General features: G+C 67.8%; 17 protein-coding genes. 11 read left to right on the top strand and 6 right to left on the bottom strand.

What is annotated here, in order from left to right:
- Positions 1-72: 72 nt before the first annotated feature.
- On the top strand, positions 73-906 hold the full coding sequence (locus tag BAMB_RS28535) for an oxidoreductase (RefSeq protein WP_011660623.1): 834 nt from the start codon (positions 73-75) through the stop codon (positions 904-906).
- An 80-nt stretch (positions 907-986) separates the two neighbouring features.
- On the opposite strand, the gene BAMB_RS28530 is transcribed toward BAMB_RS28535, so the two are convergent.
- Complete coding sequence (locus tag BAMB_RS28530) at positions 987-1,361, bottom strand: VOC family protein (protein WP_011660622.1); 375 nt, start codon at positions 1,359-1,361, stop codon at positions 987-989.
- 245 nt (positions 1,362-1,606) lie between these two features.
- Here BAMB_RS28530 and BAMB_RS28525 point away from each other — a divergent pair, with 245 nt between their 5' ends.
- A complete protein-coding gene (locus BAMB_RS28525) occupies positions 1,607-2,443 on the top strand; it encodes an alpha/beta fold hydrolase (RefSeq protein ID WP_011660621.1) in 837 nt (278 codons plus the stop codon).
- An 81-nt stretch (positions 2,444-2,524) separates the two neighbouring features.
- On the opposite strand, the gene BAMB_RS28520 is transcribed toward BAMB_RS28525, so the two are convergent.
- Positions 2,525-3,232, bottom strand: coding sequence for a DUF3142 domain-containing protein (locus tag BAMB_RS28520; RefSeq protein WP_011660620.1), 708 nt, complete (start codon positions 3,230-3,232; stop codon positions 2,525-2,527).
- 7 nt (positions 3,233-3,239) lie between these two features.
- A complete protein-coding gene (locus BAMB_RS28515; protein ID WP_011660619.1) occupies positions 3,240-5,411 on the bottom strand; it encodes a PA5441 family protein in 2,172 nt (723 codons plus the stop codon).
- 402 nt (positions 5,412-5,813) lie between these two features.
- Between BAMB_RS28515 and BAMB_RS28510 the strand changes: the two genes are divergently transcribed.
- The 3 genes from BAMB_RS28510 to BAMB_RS28500 all read left to right on the top strand — a co-directional run bounded on the left by BAMB_RS28510 (position 5,814) and on the right by BAMB_RS28500 (position 8,877).
- Positions 5,814-7,319 (top strand): hypothetical protein, encoded by a 1,506-nt coding sequence (locus BAMB_RS28510; RefSeq protein ID WP_011660618.1) that lies wholly within the window; start codon positions 5,814-5,816, stop codon positions 7,317-7,319.
- A gap of 31 nt (positions 7,320-7,350) precedes the next feature.
- Complete coding sequence (locus BAMB_RS28505; protein WP_011660617.1) at positions 7,351-7,677, top strand: hypothetical protein; 327 nt, start codon at positions 7,351-7,353, stop codon at positions 7,675-7,677.
- 147 nt (positions 7,678-7,824) lie between these two features.
- Positions 7,825-8,877 (top strand): helix-turn-helix transcriptional regulator, encoded by a 1,053-nt coding sequence (locus BAMB_RS28500; protein WP_011660616.1) that lies wholly within the window; start codon positions 7,825-7,827, stop codon positions 8,875-8,877.
- A gap of 45 nt (positions 8,878-8,922) precedes the next feature.
- On the opposite strand, the gene BAMB_RS28495 is transcribed toward BAMB_RS28500, so the two are convergent.
- Entirely contained in the window at positions 8,923-10,335 is a 1,413-nt protein-coding gene (locus BAMB_RS28495; RefSeq protein WP_011660615.1) for a hypothetical protein, read from the bottom strand.
- Positions 10,336-10,616: 281 nt separating this feature from the next.
- Positions 10,617-11,378 (bottom strand): 2-keto-4-pentenoate hydratase, encoded by a 762-nt coding sequence (locus BAMB_RS28490; RefSeq protein WP_011660613.1) that lies wholly within the window; start codon positions 11,376-11,378, stop codon positions 10,617-10,619.
- Between the two features lie 264 nt (positions 11,379-11,642).
- Here BAMB_RS28490 and BAMB_RS28485 point away from each other — a divergent pair, with 264 nt between their 5' ends.
- Positions 11,643-12,122, top strand: a complete 480-nt coding sequence (locus tag BAMB_RS28485) for a universal stress protein (protein WP_011660612.1) — start codon at positions 11,643-11,645, stop codon at positions 12,120-12,122.
- A 14-nt stretch (positions 12,123-12,136) separates the two neighbouring features.
- Entirely contained in the window at positions 12,137-12,328 is a 192-nt protein-coding gene (locus BAMB_RS28480) for a DUF2964 family protein (RefSeq protein WP_011660611.1), read from the top strand.
- A gap of 106 nt (positions 12,329-12,434) precedes the next feature.
- On the opposite strand, the gene BAMB_RS28475 is transcribed toward BAMB_RS28480, so the two are convergent.
- Entirely contained in the window at positions 12,435-13,625 is a 1,191-nt protein-coding gene (locus BAMB_RS28475; RefSeq protein WP_011660610.1) for a tetratricopeptide repeat protein, read from the bottom strand.
- Positions 13,626-14,052: 427 nt separating this feature from the next.
- On the opposite strand from BAMB_RS28475, the gene BAMB_RS28470 reads away from it, so the two are divergent.
- From BAMB_RS28470 to narI, 4 genes are read left to right on the top strand one after another with little or no spacing between them, the layout of a single operon-like run.
- Complete coding sequence (locus tag BAMB_RS28470) at positions 14,053-17,823, top strand: nitrate reductase subunit alpha (RefSeq protein ID WP_041491752.1); 3,771 nt, start codon at positions 14,053-14,055, stop codon at positions 17,821-17,823.
- Positions 17,820-19,355 carry a nitrate reductase subunit beta gene (gene narH, locus BAMB_RS28465; protein WP_011660608.1) on the top strand — a complete coding sequence of 512 codons (1,536 nt, stop codon included), beginning with the start codon at positions 17,820-17,822 and terminating at the stop codon, positions 19,353-19,355. Before BAMB_RS28470 ends, narH begins: the two co-directional genes overlap by 4 nt.
- Positions 19,352-20,053: a nitrate reductase molybdenum cofactor assembly chaperone gene (narJ, locus tag BAMB_RS28460; protein ID WP_011660607.1), complete on the top strand. Its 702-nt coding sequence runs from the start codon at positions 19,352-19,354 to the stop codon at positions 20,051-20,053. Before narH ends, narJ begins: the two co-directional genes overlap by 4 nt.
- Before the next feature lie 24 nt (positions 20,054-20,077).
- Entirely contained in the window at positions 20,078-20,761 is a 684-nt protein-coding gene (gene narI / locus BAMB_RS28455; protein WP_011660606.1) for a respiratory nitrate reductase subunit gamma, read from the top strand.
- The last annotated feature ends 9 nt before the right edge of the window (positions 20,762-20,770 follow it).

Raw genomic sequence — 20,770 nt, 5'->3', positions numbered from 1 at the left:
AGAATCGGGCTTATTCGACGTAGATCGTCAGACTAGTATGCATGCTTCGATCGACATTTGGGAGAAGCACATATGGCATCCGGCAACCTCATGCTCATCACCGGCGTCAGCAGCGGCTTCGGCCGCGCGCTCGCGCAGGAAGCGCTGGCCGCGGGTCATACGGTGGTCGGCACCGTCAGAAGTGAAGCGGCGAGGCAGGCGTTCGAAGCGCTGTCCGCGCATGCGGCGATCGGGCGCGTGCTCGACGTGACCGACTTCGAGCGCATCGACGGCGTCGTCGCCGACATCGAGGCGAGCGTCGGCCCCATCGACGTGCTGGTGAACAACGCCGGCTACGGGCACGAAGGCATCCTGGAGGAGTCGCCGCTGTCGGAGATGCGCCGGCAGTTCGACGTGAACGTGTTCGGCGCCGTCGCAATGATGAAGGCCGTCGTGCCGTTCATGCGTGAGCGCCGGCGCGGCCGCATTCTGAACATCACGTCGATGGGCGGCCACATCACGATGCCGGGCATCGCGTATTACTGCGGCAGCAAGTTCGCGCTGGAAGGGATTTCGGAAACGCTCGGCCAGGAGCTCGCGCCGTTCGGCATCGCGGTGACCGCCGTCGCGCCGGGCTCGTTCCGCACCGACTGGGCCGGCCGTTCGATGACGCGCACGCCGCGCTCGATCGCCGATTACGACGCGATCTTCGATCCGATCCGCCAGGCGCGCGAGGAAAAAAGCGGCCGGCAATTGGGCGATCCCGCCAAGGCCGCGCGCGCGATGCTCGCGGTCATTGCGGCGGACCGTCCGCCGGCCCATCTGCTGCTCGGCAGCGATGCGCTGCGGCTCGTGCGCGCCAAATGGTCAGCGCTGGAAGACGAGATGCGCGCGTGGGAGGCGGTGACCGTGTCGACGGACGGTTGACGCGCAATGGCTCGCGTGTCACGCATCCGCGCTCGGCTGCGTGACGCACGGATGCAGTGCATCGTGGGCCGAGCGAACGATCAGGCTTCGGGCCGCGAGCAAACGGCTTCGATGTTGTGCCCGTCCGGACCGATGACGAACGCCGCATAGTAGTTCGCGTGATACTGCGGGCGCAGCCCGGGTGCGCCGTTGTCCTTGCCGCCGGCCGCCAGCGCCGCACGGTGGAACGCGTCGACCTGCGCGCGCGTGTCGGCCGCGAAGGCGAGGTGAAGATGGGCCGGCTTCTCGTCGGTCTGGAACAGGCACAGCGTCGGCTTGCCCGGCACGCCGAGTTCGACGCCGTAGGTCGGCACGCCTTCGTCGAGGACCGCCACGCCGAGCGGTTCGAGTGCGTGGAGAAAGAACGCCTTGCTGGCTGCGTAGTCGCTGACACCGAATTTGACGTGATCGAACATGAATGTCCCTGAAGTGAGTGGGGCTGCACGGCGGATCCGACGCGATATTGCCATACGGCGCGGCCGTGCGCCGGGCCTCGTTCATGCCGGATTCAGTTCGTTTCATGACAGGGTCGCGGTTTTCCGTTACAACGCCTAAGTGCCGCATCGATCGGCGCGGTGTGCCGCCGCGCCGCGGTTCGTGCCGACACCCGCCCGGGTGCCCGGCCGGCACGCGTTCATCTACCCCAAAGGAGCCTGCAGCCATGCCTTACATCACCACGAAGGACAACGTCGAGATCTTCTACAAGGACTGGGGCGCGAAGGATGCACAGCCGATCGTGTTCCACCATGGCTGGCCGCTGTCGTCCGACGATTGGGACGCCCAGATGCTGTTCTTCGTCCAGAAAGGCTATCGCGTGATCGCGCACGACCGCCGCGGGCACGGCCGCTCGGCGCAGGTGTCCGACGGTCATGACATGGATCACTACGCGGCGGATGCGTTCGCGGTGGCCGAGGCGCTCGACCTGCGCAACGCGGTGCACATCGGTCACTCGACCGGCGGCGGCGAAGTCGCGCGCTACGTGGCCCGGCACGGCGAGCCGGCCGGCCGCGTCGCGAAGGCGGTGCTGGTCAGCGCGGTGCCGCCGCTGATGCTGAAGACGGACGCGAACCCGGAAGGCCTGCCGCTCGAGGTATTCGACGGCTTCCGCAAGGCGCTCGCCGACAATCGCGCGCAGTTCTTCGTCGATGTGCCGAGCGGCCCGTTCTACGGCTTCAACCGGCCCGGCGCGACGGTGCACCAGGGCGTGATCCAGAACTGGTGGCGCCAGGGCATGATCGGCAGCGCGAAGGCGCACTACGACGGGATCAAGGCCTTCTCGGAAACGGACCAGACCGAGGACCTGAAGGCGATCACCGTGCCGACGCTCGTGCTGCACGGCGAGGACGACCAGATCGTGCCGATCGCGGATGCCGCGCTGAAGTCGATCAAGCTGCTGAAGAATGGCTCGCTGAAAACCTATCCGGGCTACTCGCACGGGATGCTGACGATCAACGCGGATGTGCTCAACGCCGACCTGCTGGCTTTCGTGCAGGCGTAACGGTGTAAGCGGTGCATGCCCGCTTCGGCGGGCTGCGTCGCCGATATGCGGGCGGGATGGCGGCCACCGCGTTTTCGCCCGCTAATCGTTGCGTAGAAATACGACGTAGCCGCGAAACCACGGATTCGCGGCGAGGTACGGCGGCGCGTCCCACTCGCCGCCCTGGATCACGCCGATGCGAAACGGCAGCTGCAGCCGTGCGACGCGCGGCAGGTAGGCCGCATGGTCCGGAATCGTGCTGAGGCCCTGGTAGGTCTGCACGACCACTTCATCGACGATCCCCCTGAGCTGGTTGACCTGGTCGGTATCGATGCGGCTGCTCCAGTCGAGCAGCCCCGTGATGCTCAGCCGGCAATCGGCCGGCAGCGTGTCGCGCAGCGTCCGCAGAAATTCGAGGTAGTCCTGCAGATGCCGCGTGCGCGCGTCGAAGTCGATCTGGATACCGGTGATCGTGCGGCCCGACGCCCGCCAGCGTTCGAGCTGCGCGAGCATGATCTGCGTCACGCGCGGCGTCCAGCGCAGCGTATGCGCACGATAGACGAGCCACACCCGGGCGTTCGGCACGGGCGGCAGCGCGACGCCCTGCGCGATGACGCGTACCTGCGACTCGTCGCGCGGCGACGCTTCGATCTGCCCTTGCAGCACGTACAGCGTGCGCGCGCCGCTGACGACCGGCTGCGGCTTCACGCCGGCCCACAGCCAGAACGCGTCGTACCGCGCGGCATCGACGGTGCCGGCCAGCGCGACGCGGCAGGCCAGCAGCAGAGCGACACACGCGATGCGCTTCACGCGGCGCTCACCAGTAGTAGCGGAGCTTCTGCGCCCACGGCGTGCCCGGATACGCGGTTTTCAGCGTGTCGAACCAGCGCTTGCGCGTGTTCTTCGGCACGTCCTTGCCGCCGCATTCGTTGGAGCCGCCCGGCGCATAGCACTTGATCGCGCGGTAGAGCGCGTACGCACGGTCGTTCGGGCTGGCCTGCGCATCGGCGATCACGGTCACGTAGCTCGACATCCGTTCGTACGGCTTGCCCGCGAACTGCGACGGCGCGCCGCCGAGCGTCGGCGGCACGCGTGCGGTGGCCGCCGCCGACGCGTTGCGCATCCACGGCGGCACCGCGTCGCCTTCGAGGCCGGCCGCGGGCGGATGAAGGCGCACGAAATCGGCGAGGCAGTTCAGCCCTTTCGCATCGGCGGGATTCTGTTGCAGCGCCGCGGCGATCTCGCGCGCGGACGGGCACACATAGCCGTCGTCGTTCCGGGCGCCCGATGCGATGAACGGTTTCAACGGAGCGGCGGGCGCGCCGGATACCAGCGCGGTATCGGCGATGAAGTCGGCGTAGTGCGAGCGCGTGAGCTCCTTGTACAGCAGCGTGTACAGCGCGGTGTCGCGCAGCGCACCGCCGGCCGCCTGGTTCTGCGCCTGCGTGCGCAGCAGGTCCGCATTGGCCGTGTGCTGCAGCAGGACGGCCCGGATCGCGGCGTTTTGCACGAGCGAATCGTCGGCGAACACGTCGTTGACGAGCCCGGCCTGCTCCAGGTTGATCGCGAGCGCGAGTTCCAACGCCTCGCGCTGGAAGCGCAATTTCGCGAGCGGAATCAGGTCGCGCCACAGCTGGCGCGCCTTGTCGCCCTGGCCGCTATCCTCCAGCGCGAACGCGCGCAGCGCCTGCTGGCTCAGGCCGAAATAGTCGAGCGGCGCGGCGGGCGTCGGCGGCAGCAACGCGAGCGCGGCATCGGGCTTGCGCCCGATCTGCACATACCAGGTGGCGAGCAGGTAGTCGTACAGCGCGGGCGCGTTCGCGAAGCGCGGTTTCTGCGCCTGCAGGTCGTCCAGCGTCAGCGGCTTGCCGCGGCTCGACTCGCTGTTTTCCGGCGTACGCATGCGCAGCAGGTCGACGGTCGCGAGCACGGTCGGCGACTGGATCTGGCGCGCGTCGAGTTCCGACCCGAACAGCAGCTTGCTGTCGAGTTCGTTCGCCAGTTGGATCAGCGGCACGTTCGACGTCGCCGGCGACCAGCGCGCGAGCGCATGGCCATAGAGATCGGCCTGCTGCGCGACGTCCCCGCCGAGCCACGCGACGCGCCGCAGCAGCCCATTGGCGGAAACCGCATAGCGACCCTGCGGGTACACCTTCAGGTAAGTGCGAAACACGGTGTTCGCGGCGTCGAGCGACACCTTCGTGACGCGGGTGCGCGACGGCGTCGGGCTGTCGTTGTCGAATGCGTTGGCCTGCGCGGCGTTCAGTTGCGCGCGCCCGGCCATATAGAGGCCGGCTTCCTTCAGCCACGGGTTCGCGCTGTGCGATGCGCTCGCGAAGGCGCGCGTCGCGGCGTGGAAGTCGGCGCGGTAGAACGCGTTCGTGCCGTCGAGGTACGCGGCGAACTGCTGGCCGAGCGGCGACTTGACCGGCGGCTTCGTCCACGCGGCGCTTGCGCCGCCCGCCGCACAGGTTTTCTGAGCGATGTCGGCGCGCGCCGCGCGCAGGCGGGCGGCTTCGTCGGGGGGAAGGCCGCCGGCGCCGTCCAGCGCGTCGTTGAACGCGTCCGCGCCCGCGTCCATGCTGCGACAGATGCTGCCTTCGCCGTCGGCGTACCGGTTCGACGGCGCATCGGCGTCCGCTGCGCCGCCGGCCGGGTCGGGCGCCTTCTGGCCGATATCGATCCACCCGGAAAAATCCATCGGGAACGGCACGATCATCTGGCTGATCCGGTCTTTCGGCGGGATGGTTTTCGGATCCGGAAACACCCGCGCGACCTTGGCGCTGTCGACCATCATCAGCATCGCGTTGATGCGCGTGTCGTTGGCGGGGCTCAGTATCGGCACGTTGCCGCACGAGTACGTACCCTGGCGGAGCGTGGGCGGCACGTTGCAGCTGTCGTCCGAGCTGGCGTGGGCGGCAGGCAGGCAAAGCAGGCTGGTCGCCAGCGCGGCGAGCAGGTTTCGGTTCAGCGTCGGGTTTCTCGGCATTTTTCTTGTACTGGTGTGGGGCCGCGGCGGCCGGTTCTCTCAGCGGGCATTTCGCCTCGGCGCGTATCGTACCTCACGAGCCGCGTCGATCGCCGGCCCGGCGAGATGGAAGTCCACTTACTGTAGACGCAACGCCACCTTGAATCCGGAGCGCATGAATTAAGATGCAGCCGGCAGTGACGGACATCCGGCGATCGACGACAAGCCGTCGTCTTCGCCGTCCGAGGGGGGTGGTCTGCAGAAGCGCGCGACGGAATCGATCCTGACTGGGACATGAAACGGCGCCGCGTTGCATGCCTGTTCAATAGTATTGCTAATCGATCGGCCGACCGACGCGATGCGGCGGCATTTCGGCCAACGGCAGACGAGAGCATGCCGGAAAAAGAAAACAAGAGGATTCCGATGAAACCCATTGCATGGTTGGTCATGTCAGCCGTTCTCGCGCTGAGCGCATGCGGCGGCGACGACGTCGCCACGAACGGCGGCGCGTCGTCGTCGACGCCGGGCAATCCCGGTTCGCCGTCCGGAACGACACCGCCCGGCGGCGGTTCGAGCGGCGGCCCGACGGGCGGCGGCACCGCGCAGCCGCAGGCCGGCTGGTCGACGGCCGTCGCGGTGGACGGCAAGGGACCGGAAGGCGACCCCAGCGTGACGATCGACGCGAGCGGCAATGCGCTCGCCACGTGGATGACCCTTGGCCCGGCCGGCACGAACGGCAACGAAATGTGGGGCGCGCGCTATGTCCCGGGCTCGGGCTGGGCCAGCGCGACGCGGCTCGATACGAGCGATGGGTCGCATTCGATGAACGGGCTGACCGGCGTTCAGCCGCAACTGGTCGGCAACGCGAGCGGGCAAGCGGTCGCGTTCTGGACGGAATGGATGCCGGGCCCCAACACGTACGCACTGTGGGCGCGCCCGTACAGCCCGGCTACCGGATGGGGCGTGCCGCTCGAGCTGGCGGCGGACATGGCCGGTTCGTCCTATACGGCCGGGATCGACAGCCAGGGCAACGCGCTCGTCGCGTGGACGCAATCGATCAGCCTGCTCGATACGCGCATCGCATGGACACGCTATACGCAGGCGGGACAGTGGTCGCCGACGGCGCTGATCCAGATGCCGGTGCAGACCGGGCCAGGCGCGGTGACCGGCGATACCGACAACGTGAGGCCGATGCTGTCGGTGCTGCCGTCCGGCCGCGCGGTGCTCGCGTGGCGGCAGACCAACCATACGAAGGCGGCGCTGTGGACGGCCACGTACGACGCGACCAACGGCTGGACCGACGTCAACCAGGCCGTCTCGAACTCGAGCCTGTTCACGACGATCATCTCTCCGGTGGCCGGCATGGACGCGAACGGCAACATCACGCTGCTCTGGGGGCAGCTCGACGTGACGGGCGGACAGATCCTCACGGCGACGATGTCGCAACGTTACGTGGCCGGCACCGGGTGGCAGCCCGCGCAGCCCGTCGCGCCGGCGATCGCGGAGCCGACCGGGTTCATCGCGACGCCGATGCTGACCGTCAACGAAAACGGCGTGGCCGCCGCGATGTGGGCCGAAGGCGGCGCCGTGCTGCAGGCGAGCGTATCCGATGCCAGCGGCAACTGGGGACCGCTGCAGCGGCTGACGGAGCACCTGAACGGGGCGGCCGCGCAGTATCCGCCGCTGGTGATCGACGCGGCCGGCAACGTGACGGCCGCATGGCAGGACACGGGCTTGCCGGGCGCGTCGGCCGTCGTTGCGGCCACCTACCGGAAAGGGGCGTGGAGCGCATCGACGGTGGCGGCGCAGAGCGCATCGTGGCCGGCGCTCGCCGTCAACGGCACGGGGTCGATGGCGCTCGTCTGGCAGTCGTATGTCGCGAGTATCGGCAGCCAGTTGCAGTCCAGTTTCTATACCCCCGGCTCGTAATCGCGATGCACGGCAAACCGAAGGAGAAACGATGAAGCAAACCTTGCATTGCACCGTACGGACCGCGCTGGGCGCCGCGGTTGCCGGCCTCGTGCTGTCCGCGTGCGGCACGACGCAGATGAACATGGTCGACGTGCAGACGTCGACCGCGAAGACGCTCGGGCTCGCGTCGTCCGACGAGATCACCATCGCCAACGTGCAGTACGGGAAGAAGGACGCGCTGGGCGGCCAGAAGGTGAGTTACAACGCGACGACGGGCAAGGGCCGGCGTTTCGGCTGTACGGTGTTCATGATTCCAGGGCTCACGCCGATCGATCGGCCGACGTACAACAACTGGGAGTGCCATCCGCAACGCTGATGGCTGCGATCACGACGACGCCCGCCGCAGGGCGTCGGTCGACCGCTTGTGGACGATATGCCGCGCCGGCCCTTGCGCCGGCGCAATTTGGTCCGATAATCGACGAACCGATTCATTCCTTCCCGTCGGCTCGATAAAAAAACCGTCATGGATCAAGCGGCATTCGTCCCTGTTTTCAAGTTTCGCACGACCGATTATCCCGAGCCGGACCGGTTCCACGTCTGGGTCAAGGACATGCTGTGCGACTACCGGCTGGAGGACCCCGGCGGCCACGGCCCGTTCGACGCGCAAGCGAGCGGTGCGGCGCTCGGCCCGCTGATCCTGTCGGGCCGGCAATGGCGCTCGCGCGCGCCGACCTATACGGTTCACCGGACCACCCGCCGGATCCGGCTCGACGGGCAGGATTCGATCCGCTTCACGCTGCTGCTCGGCGGCCGGCTCGCGAGCCATACCGGCGGCCCCGAGCTGATCAAGCGCGCCGGCGACGTGTTCGTGTACGACGTCGCGCAGATCAACGACTGCCGGGTCGAGGCCGGCGACGTGATCAGCCTGGTCGTCCCCAGATACCTGCTGCCGAGCCATGCGGCGCAAGCGCACGGGCAGACGCTGACGAGCGGCGTGGGCCGCCTGGTCGGCGACCAGATGCTGTCGCTGTTCCGGAATCTGCCGGACCTGCGCATGCACGACGTGCCGAGCGTCGTGCAATCGTTGTTGCTGCTGCTGGCGGCGGCGGTGGCGCCGAGCGCACAGGCACTCGACGACGCGCGAGGCCCGATCGACAACGCGCTGGTCGAGCGCGTGCGGCGCTACATCGATCTCCACCTGCTGGAACCCGACCTGACGCCCGAGCGGATCTGCCGGGACATCGGCGTGTCGCGGGCACGGCTCTATCAGCTGTTCAAGGAAGAGGGCGGCGTGATGCGGCAGATCACGCGCAGGCGCTTGCGGCACGCATACCACGTGCTGGGCGATCCGCAGCGCCGGCATCGGCGCATCGCGGAAATCGCGTGGGCGCACGGCTTTCCCGACGAGAAGTATTTCCACCGGCTGTTCAAGGCCGAGTTCGGCCATACGCCGAAGGAAACGCTCGAGTGCGCGGCCGCGCCGGTGCTGCTGCCTTGCGGTGCGGGCGACGATCGATGGGGCGATGGCGGCCGGCTGGCGGGATGGACGCTGCCGTTCGGCGTGCTCACCAACTGAGCGGGCCGCGCGACGCCGTTATGCGGCGGCGGCCCGCGTCGAGCATCACGCGCACGCGCTGCTCGCGACGCCGCCTTCGTCCGCGTCATCGATCGCGGCGCGCAAGTCGTCGATTGCCACCATCAGTTCGCGCACCTGCCGCAACGACGGGTATTGATGCAGCACCGCATGCCATTGCGGCTGCGTCAGCAGCGCCTGCCAGATCACACCGAGGCCGGCCGGATCGGCATCGGGCTGCCGCGCGAGCGCGCTCGCGTATTCGAGGCTCGCCTGCGCCGACAGCAACTGCATCCGGCTCGCGGCGCCCAGCAGGCGCGGCGTCGCGTCCGCGGACGCATCGCAGCAATAGAGTACTTCCCGCTGCAGCGCCGCGGCGTCGGTCGTCAATGCGCGCAGCGACGCGCCGTGCACGCGCACCGTGCCCTGGTGCGTCTCGAACGAATAGATCGTGTCCGCGTCGGCCTGCGCGAGCAGGTTCAGGCCGCGCAGCAATCGCGGCAAATCGGTCGTCGCGGCGTCCGCCGACGCCTTCGCCTCGACGAGGAAGCGCACGTTCCACACGGGCGCCGCTTCGTCGCCGCGCGTGCGTTCGAGCAGGATTGCATCCCATTCGGTTTTCGCGCGGTCGTGGCGGCCCGGTATCGATGACGGCACGCGCATCGACGTGACCACGCGGTACGTGCGCTGCGGGTCCACCGCGTCGAGCCGGCGGGCCAGTGCGTCGAGCGCCTGCGCGGCCAGCGCTTCGACGGCCGCGCCGCGCTGCTGGGACGCGACGCCCTGCGCGACGGCCACCGTGCTGCCTTCGAGCGGACCTTGCCGGACCCACAGTGCGCGGTATCGACGGACGTGCTCGTCCGCTGCCAGCGCGTCGAGACGCAGCAAGCGTTCGAGCGCGGCACCGTCCTTCAACTTCACGATGTCCTGCTCGAAAGCGGTGTTGGTCGCCATGCCGGGCAGCGCGAGCAACTGCTCCAGCGTGGCATGGAGCTCGCTCCACGATCCGGACGTTGCGGCCGCATGCAACCGCGCGAGCCCGTCGCGTTGCCACGCCTGCGCGCTGCGCTCGAGTTTGGCCGGGTGCGCGATCGCGTTGACGGCCGAGTGCAGCGCGCGCCGGTCCTGCTCGGCGTGCGCGTGCAGCGATGCGTATTCGCGCACGCTCGGCGCGTCGTGCCGCAGGACCGACGCCTGAAACGCGTGATCGCCGGCATGCGGATCCATCGCAGCGCGGATCATGTGCGCAAGGGCATCGATGAAGCGCTGCCGCAGCGCCGTGCCGGGAGACCGGCCATCGGCCAGCATCCGGCGTGCGTCCTCGATCACGCGCGCGAGGGTTGCCGCCGGGTTCGCGGCATCGGCCGGCGTCGGCGCGCCGTCGAACGGCGGCAACTGATAGCGGCGCGTGACGGCGAGCAGGATTTCGTCGAGCAGGGCGGGCAGCGGTGTCAGCGACATGGCGTATGGGCGTGAAAGCGGTTCGCGTGCCCGCGGTTCGAACCGCGGGCGACGATGTGCAACGTTATCACGCCGGACCGGACGAAACCGGCCGGCGGACCACGAAACGCGAGAGGCCGGGCATGCAGCCGGCGGTGGCCCGCCGCCAACCCGCCGTCGTGGATCGGCTTCAGCTCGTGAGGCCGTCGACGTCGTGCGCAGCGTGCTGCACGTTCATCAGGATCGCCGGGCCGCGTTGACGTGGGCTTCACCCCAGCCCGGGCAGCGTCGCCCGCGCCAGGTTACGCCGTCAGCGTCACCGACAGGCTGCCGAGCTCGCCGAAGCGCACGGTCAGCGCATCGCCGAGCGGCACGTCGATCGCGCCCGCATACGAGCCGGTCGTCACGATCTGGCCGGCGCGTGCGCCGTCACCGCGCGACGCGAGGAAATTCACCAGCCATACGAGCGGCTTGAGCGGATCGCCGTCCGGATGGCGGCCGTCGATCGTGCGATTCAGTGCGCCCTCGAACGACAGCGCGAGCGTCTCGAGCGGCACGTTCAGCCCGTCCGGCACAACGGGGCCCACGCACAGCCCCTGGTTGAACTGCCCGTCGGCGAGCAGTTCGAACTTCGACGCGCGCGCGGGCTCCGCATAGCGGCAGCCCAATACCTCGAGCACGATGCGCACTTCGCGGATCGCGCCGCGCACGTCGTTCTCGTCGTACGGCTGCGCGCGGGCCGGCAGGTCGCGCGCGAGCACGAACGCGATTTCCGGCTCGATCCGCACGATCGGGCCGCCGACGACGCGGTACGGCGCATCGGCTTCGCGAATCGTCGACGCGAAGATCGGCGCGACGATCACGCGGTCGGGCGGCGGCAATGCGCATTTCCATCCGCCGATCGTTTCGCCGAGCAGATCGGCGACGCGATGCTGGATCGCGAGCGCGGTGTCGACGTTCTCGGGGCGGAAGGCGTCGGGCAGCAGCGGGCCGGGCGCGCCGGCATGGCGGGCGGCGACGAGATGCTGGGCGGCGCCGTCCACGCGTTCGGTAGTCGTTGTCATGTCGGTTGAGCGAGTTGAAAGTGAACCGGCAAAAAGGGGCCGGACGAAGATCGCAGCTCTGATGATAGCGCCTTCGGCGGCGTGGCTGCTCGGTCGCGCGGCGCGGCCGCAGGCCTGGCACGCCGATTTCCCGCGTGGCGCTTTGCCGCACGACGGGCTTCGGACGGACCTTGATCGCCGTCAACCCTCGAATCCGCCGTCCGTCGATGATGGGGGCATGGCCGCGCGCGACCGTTCGCGGCAACTCACCCCAGCGAGGTTCGTATGTACAAGAAAATCATGGTGGCCGTCGACGGCAGCGCTTCGTCGAAACAGGCGCTTGCCGAGGCCGTGAAGATGGCAGTGGCGGCCGATACGCACGTCAGCGTCGTGTACGTGGTCGACAAGTCCGTGCTGTTTACGTACGCGGGCCGCTTCGATCCGCATTCGCTCATCGAGGAAATCCGCGACGACGGGCGCAAGGTGCTGCGTGAAGCCGAACAGATCATCGCGCTGGCCGGCGCGAAGGGCGAGGGCGAACTCGTCGAGACCGAGAGCATCGGCGAGGACATCGCGGAACGCCTGCAGCGTTACGTGAAGGAGTGCGGCATCGAGCTCGCGGTGGTCGGCACGCACGGGCGGCGCGGCATCCGGCGCGTGCTGCTCGGCAGCGTCGCCGAGCGCTTCGTGCGCGGCGCGACGTGCCCGGTGCTGCTGGTTCGCGGCGACGACGGCGACGTGCCGGCGTCCGCCGCGGCGGCCTGACACGGGGGCGCGCGATGATACGCCGCCAGTCCCGGATCGTCGTCGCGACGATCGCCGTGTTCCTGTCGCTCGCGGGGATGATGGCCGTCGTGACCGGGCTGCTGTTCGACCAGGCGATCGCGTTGCGCGGCGGTGCGATCGCGTTGATCGTCGGCGTGGCCGGTTTCGTCGTGATGCTCAACCCGGGGCCCAAGGGCGAAGGGTGAGGCGGGGAAGACGCCGGTCTTCCCTTAACGGCGCGTGCCGGCGCCCGGCCGTGACCGCCGGGCCCCGACGATCACTGCCTGCCGCGAGTGGCGGGCCGGTGACGTGTCACGTGCCCGTCGTACCCGACGCCGACGCACCGGCCTCGGCAGGCTTCTCCTGCACATTCAGCCGCTTCAACGTTTCCGCCAGCTCCGTGTTCTTCGGCTGAATCTTCGTCGCCTGCGCGAACGCATCGCGCGCTTCCTCCTGGCGGCCCAGCTTCCACAACACCTCGCCCTTGTGCGTCAGGCCCGTCGCCCACGCTTCGCGCGTGTCGCTGTCGCCGTCACCATTCTTCTCGAAGATCGCGATCGCGCGGTCGAACCACGTGAGCGCTTCGTCGTTGCGGCCGAGCCGATACAGCGCCCAACCCTTGCTGTCGAGCGCATACGCATCGTCGGGCGCTTTCGCGAGATGCGCGTCGATCATCGCGAGCCCGCGATCGACGGCGACGCCCGCGTCGACCAGCCGATAGCCGGTGTCGTTCAGGCGGTCGTCGGGGATCTCGCCGAGGTCGAGCACGGCGGCCACGCGGCCGGCGTCGCGTTCTTCGGTCGCGAGCGACAGCAGCTTGATGACGATCTGCTGGCGCAACTCGCTGCCGATCCGGTCACCGTTGGCGACCAGGCTGCCGAGGTATTGCGTGTACAGGTCCGGCGCACCCGGTTCGTTCGCGCTGTTTGCAATCGCCGCTCCTGGGCCCGCGCACCAGTCGGTGTCGGCCGAATCACCCAGCATCCCGGTGTACAGATTGACGGTGCGCGGCGTGCGTGATTGCGCGTAGTACGTGTAGCCGTTCGCGTCCGAGTGGCCGCACGCCAGATATTCGTGCTCCACGTCCAGCAGGTAAGGGAAGCCGCGCAGCGGCGCGTCGCTGCCCGCATTGACGAGCCGGAACGATTCGCCCAGGTCGCCGTCGCCGATGACCGGGTTGAACACCCACTGCTTCTGCGGATGCGATTTCGGCAGCCGGATCCGCACGGTGCGGCCGGCGTCGTCCGTCGTGCCGAAGACCACGCTGTCGTGCTGGCCCGGCTTGACCGGCAGGCCCGCGATGACCTGCCCCGGCAGGAACAGCCGGTAGCGCGCATTCGGCAGCGGCTGGTGCGTGACCGGGTCGCGCAGCACGAACTGATGGACGTAGGCGCCTTTGCCGAGCGACGTCGTCGGCGCGATATAGGTGCGGGCGTGAGCGGCGGGCAGCGTGGCGCAGCCGATCACGGCGGCAATGCATGCGGTGAAAAGGCGTGATGTCATGAAATGCGGTTCTTATAGGTAAAGGTGTTATTGACCGACGGCCGATAAACCTTCGAATGCATTGCGCAGTCTTCTATAAACAACGTGCTGCGGGCCGGCGATCGCCCGACGGGAATCGCCGTTCATTCAATGCCATTCGAGGCGGATTGCGCCCGACCGATCCACGGGGAAACGGACGGGCAGGCGCAGCGGAGCGCCCGCGCGCAGCATAACAGGTGGTGCCGCTCGATCGCCCTGTTTGCGACCGTTGCAGGCGGATGAACGATATCGTGATTTGTATCAAATCGTGATACGTCGCTTCACCCGACAATGGGTTCGACCACGGTGAGAAGGACGCAGCGATCGAAATTCGATGGTCCTTTACAACCGGTATTTCACCTCCTTAAATAATCAGGGTCTGCGAACAGACCGGAAAAACGAGATCCCCATGAGCCATTTCCTGGACAGATTGCGTTATTTCTCCACCACGAGGCCAACCTTCTCCGACGGACACGGCGCCGTCACCGACGAAGACCGGAAATGGGAAGACGGCTACCGGATGCGCTGGCAGCACGACAAGATCGTCCGTTCGACTCACGGGGTGAACTGCACGGGCTCATGCTCGTGGAAGGTCTACGTGAAAGGCGGGATCGTCACCTGGGAAACCCAGCAGACCGATTACCCGCGCACGCGCCCCGACATGCCGAACCACGAACCGCGCGGCTGCTCGCGCGGTGCTTCGTACTCCTGGTATTTGTATAGCGCAAATCGTCTGAAGCATCCGATGGTGCGCAGCGCGCTGGTGAAGCTGTGGCGCGAACGCCGCCGCACGCTCGGCGCCGTCGACGCGTGGCGCTCGATCGTCGAGGACGACGACGCGCGGCGTTCGTACCAGAGCCGGCGCGGGCTCGGCGGCTTCGTGCGTGCGAGCTGGGACGAGGTCAACGAGATCGTTGCGGCCGCAAACGTTTACACGGTCGAGCGCTACGGGCCCGACCGCGTGGTCGGCTTCTCGCCGATTCCGGCGATGTCGATGGTGTCGTATGCGGCCGGCTCGCGCTACCTGTCGCTGATCGGCGGCGTGTGCCTGAGCTTCTACGACTGGTACTGCGACCTGCCGCCCGCGTCGCCGCAGACCTGGGGCGAGCAGACCGACGTGCCGGAATCGGCCGACTGGTACAACTCGACGTTCATCATGATGTGGGGCTCCAATGTCCCGCAGACCCGCACGCCCGACGCGCACTTCCTCGTCGAGGCGCGCTATCGCGGCACCAAGGTCGTGTCGGTGTTCCCCGATTACGCGGAGGGCGCGAAGTTCGGCGACCTGTGGCTGCATCCGAAGCAGGGCACCGACGCGGCGCTCGCGCTCGCGATGGGGCACGTGATCCTGAAAGAGTTCCACCTGGCCGGCAAGAGCGACTACTTCATCGACTACTGCAAGCGCTACACCGACATGCCGTGCCTCGTGCGTCTCGTGCCGCACGGCGACGGCTACGTGCCCGAGCGTCTCGTGCGCGCATCCGACTTCGACGACGCGCTCGACGAAGCCGCGCACCCGGACTGGAAGACCGTGATGATCGACGACGCGACGGGCGAATTCGTCGTGCCGGTCGGCTCGGTGGGTTTTCGCTGGGGGCAGCAGGCGGACGCGGACAAGGGCAAATGGAATCTGCGCGGCGAGACGTCGAAGGGCGCGGCGCTGTCGCCGCGGCTGTCCTGCACGGCCGAGCACGACGACGTGGTCGACGTGCTGTTCCCGTACTTCGGCAACCAGCCGCACGCGCACTTCAACTCGACCGACCACGGCTCCGAGCTGTCGCGCCGGATCGGCGTGCGGCGCATCGCGACGCGCGACGGCGAGATGCTGGTCGCGACCGTCTACGACCTGTTCGTCGCGAACTACGGGCTCGACCAGGGGCTGGGCGGGCGCGACGTGGCCGCCAGCTACGACGACGATCTGCCGTATACGCCGGCGTGGCAGGAAACGATCACCGGCGTGAAGCGCGCGGACGTGATCTCGGTCGCGCGGCAGTTCGCGGAGAACGCGCACAAGACGCAAGGCAAGTCGATGGTGATCATCGGCGCGGGGATCAACCACTGGTTCCACATGGACATGTCGTACCGCGCGATCATCAACATGCTGATCATGTGCGGCTGCATCGGCAAGCCGGGCGGCGGATGGTCGCATTACGTGGGTCAGGAGAAGCTGCGCCCGCAGACGGGCTGGACCGCGCTCGCGTTCGCGCTCGACTGGAACCGCCCGCCGCGGCACATGAACGCGACGTCGTTCTTCTACGCGCACACCGACCAGTGGCGCTACGACACGATGGACCCGAGCGCGCTGCTGTCGCCGCTCGCCGACAGGACGCAGTTCCACGGCTCGCCGATCGACTACAACGTGCGCGCGGAACGGATGGGCTGGCTCCCGTCCGCGCCGCAGCTCGCGGTGAATCCGCTGAAGGTCGGCGCGAGTCTGGGCGATGCAGTTGAAGCCGGCGCCGACGTCGCCCGGCAGCTGAAGGCCGGCACGCTGCGGATGGCGTGCGAGGATCCGGACGCACCGGACAACTTCCCGCGCAACCTGTTCGTGTGGCGCTCGAACCTGCTCGGCTCGTCGGGCAAGGGGCACGAGTATTTCCTGAAGCACCTGCTCGGCACGACCAACGGCGTGCAGGGCGAGGACCTCGGAGCGACGGGCGGCGCGCGCCCCGAGGAAGTGAAGTGGCACGACGACGCGCCGCGCGGCAAGCTCGACCTGCTCGTCACGCTCGACTTCCGGATGTCGACTACCTGCATGTATTCGGACGTCGTGCTGCCGACCGCGACGTGGTACGAGAAGGACGACATGAACACGTCCGACATGCATCCGTTCATCCATCCGCTGTCGGCGGCGGTCGATCCCGCATGGGAATCGAAGAGCGACTGGGAGATCTTCAAGGGAATCGCGAAGCGCTTCTCCGAGCTGTGCGACGGGCATCTCGGCGTCGAACGCGACGTCGTGCTCGCACCGATCGCGCACGACACGCCGGGCGAGCTCGCGCAGCCGTTCGACGTGCACGACTGGAAGCGCGGCGAGTGCGAGCCGGTGCCGGGCCGCACGATGCCGGCGGTGATCGCCGTCGAGCGCGACTACCCGAACACCTATGCGCGCTTCACGTCGCTCGGGCCGCTGATGGACAAGCTCGGCAACGCGGGCAAGGGCATCGGCTGGGATACGAAGGACGAGGTGAAGCTGCTCGGCGAGCTCAACTACACGGTCGCCGACGGCGCCGCGCAGGGGCGCCCGCGCATCGACACCGCGCTCGACGCGGCCGAGGTGATCCTCGCGCTCGCACCGGAGACCAACGGCGAAGTCGCGGTGAAGGCGTGGCGTGCGCTGTCCGGCCTCACCGGCATCGATCACACGCATCTGGCCGTCGCGCGCGCGGACGAGAAGATCCGCTTCCGCGACATCCAGGCGCAGCCGCGCAAGATCATCTCGTCGCCGACGTGGAGCGGGATCGAATCCGAGCACGTGTCGTACAACGCCGGCTACGTGAACGTGCACGAACTGGTGCCATGGCGCACGCTGACGGGCCGTCAGCAGCTGTACCAGGATCACGCGTGGATGCGCGCGTTCGGCGAGTCGCTGTGCGCATACAAGCCGCCGATCGACACGGGCAGCTACGAACACATGGTCGGCAAGCGCTCGAACGGCAACCCCGAGCGCGTGCTGAACTTTCTGACGCCGCACCAGAAGTGGGGCATCCACAGCACCTACACGGACAACCTGCTGATGCTCACGCTGTCGCGCGGCGGCCCGATCGTGTGGATGTCGGAGGACGACGCGAAGGCGATCGGCGCGGTCGATAACGACTGGATCGAGTGCTACAACTCGAACGGCGCGTTGTGCGCGCGGGCGGTCGTGAGCCAGCGGATTCCATCGGGGATGGTGATGATGTACCACGCGCAGGAGAAGATCGTGAACACGCCGGGCTCCGAAATCACCGGCACGCGCGGCGGCATTCACAACTCGGTCACGCGCATCGCGCTCAAGCCCACGCACATGATCGGCGGCTATGCGCAGCTGTCGTATGGCTTCAACTACTACGGCACGGTCGGCTCGAATCGCGACGAGTTTCTGATCGTGCGCAAGATGAGCAGGATCGACTGGCTCGACGGAGAAGAGGCCGTAGTCGAACCGGCAACGCAAGCGGTGCGGGCGGGAGAAACGTCATGAAAATACGTGCACAGATCGCGATGGTGCTGAACCTCGACAAGTGCATCGGGTGCCATACCTGCTCGGTGACCTGCAAGAACGTGTGGACCAGCCGCGAAGGGATGGAATACGCGTGGTTCAACAACGTCGAGACGAAACCGGGCATCGGCTATCCGAAGGACTGGGAAAACCAGGACCGCTGGCGCGGCGGCTGGCAGCGGCGTGCGGACGGCAGGATCGAGCCGCGCCTCGGCGGCAAGTGGCGGCTGCTCGCGCAGATTTTCGCGAACCCGCACCTGCCCGAGATCGACGACTACTACGAGCCGTTCACGTTCGACTACGCGCATCTGCAGGAAGCGGGCAACACGCGCGCGATGCCGGTTGCGCGGCCGCGCTCGCTGATCAGCGGCCAGCGGCTCGAGAAGATCGAGTGGGGCCCGAACTGGGAGGAAATCCTCGGCGGCGAGTTCGAGAAGCGCGCGAAGGACTACAACTTCGAGAACGTGCAGAAGGACATCTACGGGCAGTTCGAGAACACCTTCATGATGTACCTGCCGCGCCTTTGCGAGCACTGCCTGAATCCGGCGTGCGTCGCGGCGTGCCCGTCGGGCTCGATCTACAAGCGCGAGGAAGACGGCATCGTGCTGATCGACCAGGACAAGTGCCGCGGCTGGCGCATGTGCGTGTCGGGATGCCCGTACAAGAAGATCTACTACAACTGGCAGAGCGGCAAGGCCGAGAAGTGCATCTTCTGCTATCCGCGCATCGAGGCCGGCCAGCCGACCGTGTGTTCGGAGACCTGCGTGGGCCGCATCCGCTACCTCGGCGTGCTGCTGTACGACGCCGACCGGATCAGCGAAGCCGCGAGCGCGGAGAATGAGCAGGACCTGTACGAGGCACAGCTGTCGCTGTTCCTCGATCCGGAGGATCCGGCCGTGATCGCGCAGGCCGAGCGCGACGGCGTGCCGGCCGCGTGGATCGACGCCGCACGGCGCTCGCCGACCTACAAGATGGCGATCGACTGGAAGATCGCGTTCCCGCTGCATCCGGAATACCGGACGCTGCCGATGGTCTGGTACGTGCCGCCGCTGTCACCGATCAACTCGGCCGCAAACAGCGGCGCGCTCGGGATGAACGGCTACCTGCCCGACGTCGAATCGCTGCGCATTCCGCTGCGCTATCTGGCGAACCTGCTGACCGCCGGCGACGAGGCGCCGGTGAAGCTCGCGCTCGAACGGCTGCTCGCGATGCGCGCGTTCATGCGCGCGCGCCACGTCGACGGCATCGACGCGCGCGGCGTGCTCGACCAGGTTGGCCTGTCGCTCGCGCAGGTCGAGGAGATGTACCGCTATCTCGCGATCGCGAACTACGAGGATCGCTTCGTGATCCCGACCACGCATCGAGAATATGCGGAGAACGCGTACGACCTGCGCGCGTCGTGCGGCTTCTCGTTCGGCAACGGCTGTTCGGACGGCCGTTCGTCGGCGAGCCTGTTCAGCGCGAAGAAGGAGAAGGGCACGAGGACGATTCCGATTCACGAGGTATCGCGATGAGCACCGCACCCGATCCGACCTACGCGGCGTTCGCGACGCTGCTCGACTATCCGGACGACGCGCTCGTCGACGTGCTCGACTCGATCGAAGCCCACCTGCGCGAGCGCATGCGCGTGCCGCAGGCGGTGCGTGCGGGCCTCGACAGGTTCTTCGCGTACGTGCGCGAGCGCGACCTGCTGACGCTGCAGGAGAACTACGTCGCGCTGTTCGATCGCGGCCGCGCGACGTCGCTGCACCTGTTCGAGCACGTGCACGGCGAATCGCGCGACCGCGGGCAGGCGATGGTCGACCTGCTGCAGATGTACGAGCGGCACGGGCTCGCACTGAACCCGGGCGAGCTGCCGGACTACCTGCCCGTATTCCTCGAATACCTGTCGCGGCTGCCGGCGCCCGATGCGCGCAACCTGCTCGCCGAAACCGGCGAGATCCTGCGCGCGCTGGCCGACCAGCTCGCGCAGCGCGGCAGCCATTACAGCTTCGTCGTCGGCGCGCTGCTGCCGATGGCCGGCCTCGCGCCGGTCGATGCACCGGCCGACGCGGACGACGACGTCGCCGCCGCGCGGGCGACTGCGGACGACTACCGCGCGCTCGATGCGTCGTATGCGGACGAAGCCGTGCGCTTCGTCGGCGCGGCAACGCCGGCGTCGACGGAGCAGACCGTGCGGTTCCACGACAAGCGGCCGGCCCGCGGCGCATGAGCGCGGGCCCAACTGGGGAAAGACATGAACGCTTACTTGCATCAGTTCCTGTTCGGGATCTACCCGTACATCTGTCTCGCGGTGCTGCTGGTCGGCAGCCTGATCCGCTTCGACCGCGAGCAATACACGTGGAAAAGCGATTCGTCGCAGCTGTTGCGCCACGGCATGCTGCGGCTCGGCAGCAACCTGTTCCACTGGGGTGTGCTGGTCGTCGTGCTCGGGCACTTCGGCGGTTTCCTCGCGCCGCACTGGCTCGTGTCGCCGTTCCTGTCGGCGTCCGGGCACCAACTCGTCGCGATGGTGGCGGGCGGCGCGGCCGGTGTCGCGGCGATCATCGGATTGACGATCCTGATCTGGCGCCGCCTGGGCGACGCACGCATCCGCAAGAACAGCCGCACGTCGGACATCCTGATCGTGCTGATGCTGTGGGTGCAGCTCGCGCTCGGGCTTGGCACCGTCGTGCTGTCGACGCGTCACATGGACGGCGTGATGTTCGAGCAGCTCACCGACTACGTGAAGGGCGTCGTCACGTTCCGGCCGGACATCGCGAGCCTGCTCGTCGGCGTGCCGCTGACTTACCGGCTTCATATCCTGCTCGGCTTCACGATCTTCCTCGTGTCGCCATTCACGCGGATGGTGCATATCTGGAGCGGCATCGCATCGGTCGCGTACCTGATCCGCCCGTACCAGCTCGTGCGCAAGCGCTGAGGAGGCCAC

Origin of the sequence: Burkholderia ambifaria AMMD (genome assembly GCF_000203915.1) — a bacterium.
Taxonomy (GTDB): Bacteria; Pseudomonadota; Gammaproteobacteria; order Burkholderiales; family Burkholderiaceae; genus Burkholderia; species Burkholderia ambifaria.
Note: the sequence above shows the minus strand (reverse complement) of the source record. Positions and strands in the feature narration are given on the sequence as shown.

Coding starts and splice junctions, on each gene's coding strand:
- BAMB_RS28535 (WP_011660623.1), top strand. CDS start 73: ATGGCATCCGGCAACCTCATGCTCATCACCGGCGTCAGCAGCGGCTTC.
- BAMB_RS28530 (WP_011660622.1), bottom strand. CDS start 1,361: ATGTTCGATCACGTCAAATTCGGTGTCAGCGACTACGCAGCCAGCAAG.
- BAMB_RS28525 (WP_011660621.1), top strand. CDS start 1,607: ATGCCTTACATCACCACGAAGGACAACGTCGAGATCTTCTACAAGGAC.
- BAMB_RS28515 (WP_011660619.1), bottom strand. CDS start 5,411: ATGCCGAGAAACCCGACGCTGAACCGAAACCTGCTCGCCGCGCTGGCG.
- BAMB_RS28510 (WP_011660618.1), top strand. CDS start 5,814: ATGAAACCCATTGCATGGTTGGTCATGTCAGCCGTTCTCGCGCTGAGC.
- BAMB_RS28505 (WP_011660617.1), top strand. CDS start 7,351: ATGAAGCAAACCTTGCATTGCACCGTACGGACCGCGCTGGGCGCCGCG.
- BAMB_RS28500 (WP_011660616.1), top strand. CDS start 7,825: ATGGATCAAGCGGCATTCGTCCCTGTTTTCAAGTTTCGCACGACCGAT.
- BAMB_RS28495 (WP_011660615.1), bottom strand. CDS start 10,335: ATGTCGCTGACACCGCTGCCCGCCCTGCTCGACGAAATCCTGCTCGCC.
- BAMB_RS28490 (WP_011660613.1), bottom strand. CDS start 11,378: ATGACAACGACTACCGAACGCGTGGACGGCGCCGCCCAGCATCTCGTC.
- BAMB_RS28485 (WP_011660612.1), top strand. CDS start 11,643: ATGTACAAGAAAATCATGGTGGCCGTCGACGGCAGCGCTTCGTCGAAA.
- BAMB_RS28480 (WP_011660611.1), top strand. CDS start 12,137: ATGATACGCCGCCAGTCCCGGATCGTCGTCGCGACGATCGCCGTGTTC.
- BAMB_RS28475 (WP_011660610.1), bottom strand. CDS start 13,625: ATGACATCACGCCTTTTCACCGCATGCATTGCCGCCGTGATCGGCTGC.
- BAMB_RS28470 (WP_041491752.1), top strand. CDS start 14,053: ATGAGCCATTTCCTGGACAGATTGCGTTATTTCTCCACCACGAGGCCA.
- narH (WP_011660608.1), top strand. CDS start 17,820: ATGAAAATACGTGCACAGATCGCGATGGTGCTGAACCTCGACAAGTGC.
- narJ (WP_011660607.1), top strand. CDS start 19,352: ATGAGCACCGCACCCGATCCGACCTACGCGGCGTTCGCGACGCTGCTC.
- narI (WP_011660606.1), top strand. CDS start 20,078: ATGAACGCTTACTTGCATCAGTTCCTGTTCGGGATCTACCCGTACATC.